This is a genomic window from Desulfolutivibrio sp., assembly GCF_036584575.1.
Lineage (GTDB): Bacteria > Desulfobacterota > Desulfovibrionia > Desulfovibrionales > Desulfovibrionaceae > Desulfolutivibrio.
The window spans coordinates 1-3,173 of sequence record NZ_JAZHDB010000152.1 but is presented as its reverse complement, the minus strand read 5'-3'; the positions used below and the strand labels follow the sequence as shown (position 1 = coordinate 3,173).

Sequence of the window (3,173 nt, the reverse complement as noted above, 5' to 3'; positions counted from 1 at the left end):
AGCTCAACCGGGCCAGGATCACGTTGCTGACTAAAAGCCCGTTTTTGGTCAGGCGCAGATGCCCGGAGCTTAAGCGCACAAGCTCGTTTTGGCGCAGGGCCTGCACCAGCCCGGCGTTGTCCTTCAAAAAATCCCGCCCCGCCCGGGCCCGGTAGGCCGCCAGGTCGAGGCCCTTGGTGGTGCGCAGCGACAGCATGACCATCTCCCGCACCAGTTCCTCCGGCGTCAGTTTCGTGGCGTCCTCGCCAAAGCGCCCCTTCCTGGACAGGGCCACGTACCGGCCGATGTCCCGGGGGTTTTCGAAGCGCCGCCCGTCCATGGTGGACACCGCCGACGGCCCCAGCCCCAGATAGTCCCGGCCTTCCCAATAGCCCGAGTTGTGGCGGCTGACGAAGCCCATGCGCGCGAAATTGGAGATTTCGTAATGCAGGTAGCCCTCGGACTCCAAAAACTCGGCCCCGCGAACGAACATCTCCGCCTGCTCGGCCTCGGGCGGCTGGGGCAGCTCCCCGGACTCGATCCGGGCGGCCAGCGGCGTTCCCGGTTCCAGGGTCAGCCCATAGCAGGACAGGTGTTCCGGCGACAGGCGCACCGCCGCCTTGAGCGTCGCCAGCCACTGGGAGAGGCGCTGGCCGGGCAATCCCCATAAAAAATCCAGGCCGATGTTGGCGAACCCGGCCTGACGGGCGGCGAAATAGGCGGCCCGGGCCGTGGCTGCGTCGTGGGGACGCCCGAGCAGAAACAGCGTCTCGTCGGTGAGGCTTTGCACCCCGAGGCTCAGGCGACCCACGCCGTATCCGAGCAGTTGCCGCAGATACGCCCCGTCCAGGGCCGAATCCGGATTGGCCTCGAAGGTGAATTCCAGGCCGGGCCCAAAGCGGAAGGCCTTGTGCAGCTCCTTCATGATCCGGGACAAGGCCCAGGGCGGCAGAAGGCTTGGGGTGCCGCCGCCGAAATAGAGCGTCTCGATCTCGGCCTGGGGATGTTTTTTGGCGTAAAACCGAATCTCCCGGCACAGGGCCGGGACGAAATCCTCCAGCAGGGCCATGTCCAGGGGCTTGGAGAAAAATCCGCAGTAGGCGCACTTGGCCCGGCAAAAGGGCACATGCACGTAAAGGCGCAGACCGGTCCCCTCCCCCGCGCTCATGTGTCCGGGGCCTCGCGCCCACGGGACGCCGTGTCGCCGAACCACAGACACCCCGTCCGGGCCGCGTCGACGCGGGAGTCGCAGGGTTCCTGGCTGCATTCGGGACATTCCTGCACGTGGCAGGGATCGGCGTGGATGAGCAGGTCGGCCTGGTTGCCGTACTTCGCCCGCAGGATGTCCTCCACCTCGTTCACCTCGGCGTGGGCCGCCTCCAGGGACAGATCCCGGGGCAGGATCAGGTGGAAGTCGATGTGCACCCGGCTGCCGGAGCGCCAGGCCCGCAGGCGATGAATCCCGATCCAGGCGGATTTCCGTTTCGTCGACAGCACCACGCAGATCTCGTCCAAAAGCCGCGGGTCGGCCTCCTGCATCAGCCCGGCAAAGGCCTGGCGCATGAGCCTGTAGCCCGTGACCAGGATGTTTGCGGCCATGAGGCAGGCCACGGCGGGATCGAGCCAGTACACGCCCGTCAGGCGCACCAGAAAGAGCCCGACCAGGACGCCGCCCGAGGTATACACGTCGGTCAGGACATGCATCCCGTCGGCGGTGAGCGTCACCGAGCCCAGGCGCTTTCCGGCCCGCATCAGGCCAAGCCCCAAAAGCAGGTTGGCCGCGCCGGAACCCGCCAGGAGCAGCAGGCCAAGGTCCAGATTGGCCAGGGGCACAGGGGCGAACAGTTTGTCCCAGGATTCCCAGATGATGGCGCATCCGGCCACGATGATCAGCGAACCCTCGAACCCGGCGGCGAAGAATTCGATTTTCCCATGCCCGTAGGGATGCTCGGAATCCGGGGGGTTGGCGGCGTAGATCACGCTGACCAGGGCGAACAGGGCCGCCGCCACGTTGACGATGGATTCCATGGCGTCGGACAGGATGGCCGAGGAGCCGGTGCGATGGTAGGCGTAGAATTTGATGCCCATAAGCAGCGCGCCCACGGCCAGGGAGACCGAGGCGGCGATGATTGCGGCGCGGGGATTTCTCTCCGGTGTTTCACCCATAACGCAGCGTCCAACCCGGGACGTTTCGCCAGACCAAATCCGGCGAACCCCAGAGATTACAACATCACCCGGTAATCGATCTTCAGGGCGTCCGCCAGCCGTTTGGCCATGACCTTGCCGATTGACCGCTTGCCGTTTTCCATCTCGGAAATATGGCGCTGCGGGACGCCCACCAGGGCGGAAAGCGCCCGTTGCGTCAATCCTTCCTTGATTCTAGCCCCGCGCAGGCCGTCCGCCGGACTGAAATCCGGATAGACCTCACGCCACGGCACGGTTTCGTCATCCGCCAGAAACGGCGTGACGGCCCGCCTGGCATCCTCGACGCGGTCAGACCTGACCATGACGCACAGCTCGACGGCCTTAATACGGCGCTTTTTCGTGGGTTCCAACATACGTCACCTCGATGATCCGAATCTGTCCTTTCTCCACACGCCACACGGCCACATAGGTGGGACGGCCTTTTTTGATGTGGCAGTGATGCGTCTGGCTGCCGAGCTTGGAGTAATTCGCCCAGTTGGCGCGGTTCGGGCCGACGTATTCCAGATCGGCCAGCAAGACCTTGAAGGCGGCTTCGATGGCGGCCGGAAGTGTGCGGCGGTTCTTGCGCGCCCGGCTGGAAAGCAGCACCGTCCACATCGCATTCGATACTTTTTTTTGATATCATGTCAAATGAAAAAGGGGGGCCGTGGCCCCCCTCCCGGTACCGGACTGCCGCCGGATTATTGCATGTCGACCAGAATCGGATCCTCTTCCAGATCCTCCAGGAACTTGTCGGGCCGCTCGGGTTGGCGCGGCACGATGATCTCGCATTCCATATACTTGCGGTAGCCGGTTCCGGCCGGGATCAGGCGTCCCACGATGACGTTTTCCTTAAGCCCCCGCAGGCTGTCTTCCTTGCCCATGAGCGAGGCCTCGGTGAGCACCTTGGTGGTCTCCTGGAAGGAGGCCGCCGAGATGAAGGAATCCGTGGACAGGGAGGCCTGGGTGATGCCCAGGACCAACGGTTCGGCCACGGCGGGCTTTAAGCC

The 3,173-nt window shown here is 64.5% G+C and carries 5 protein-coding genes; all 5 read right to left on the bottom strand.

Annotated elements, in window-relative coordinates; genetic code table 11:
- Positions 1 to 1,123 (bottom strand): radical SAM family heme chaperone HemW (hemW, locus tag V3572_RS11295; protein WP_442877377.1); only part of this gene is annotated, 1,123 nt, incomplete at its 3' end.
- A gap of 20 nt (positions 1,124 to 1,143) precedes the next feature.
- Positions 1,144 to 2,145 (bottom strand): cation diffusion facilitator family transporter, encoded by a 1,002-nt coding sequence (locus tag V3572_RS11290; RefSeq protein WP_332111098.1) that lies wholly within the window; start codon positions 2,143 to 2,145, stop codon positions 1,144 to 1,146.
- Positions 2,146 to 2,201: 56 nt separating this feature from the next.
- Positions 2,202 to 2,537, bottom strand: a complete 336-nt coding sequence (locus tag V3572_RS11285; protein WP_332111097.1) for a helix-turn-helix domain-containing protein — start codon at positions 2,535 to 2,537, stop codon at positions 2,202 to 2,204.
- Positions 2,506 to 2,781 (bottom strand): cytotoxic translational repressor of toxin-antitoxin stability system, encoded by a 276-nt coding sequence (locus V3572_RS11280; protein ID WP_332111096.1) that lies wholly within the window; start codon positions 2,779 to 2,781, stop codon positions 2,506 to 2,508. Before V3572_RS11280 ends, V3572_RS11285 begins: the two co-directional genes overlap by 32 nt.
- 83 nt (positions 2,782 to 2,864) lie before the next feature.
- Positions 2,865 to 3,173 (bottom strand): hypothetical protein (locus V3572_RS11275; protein WP_332111095.1); only part of this gene is annotated, 309 nt, incomplete at its 5' end.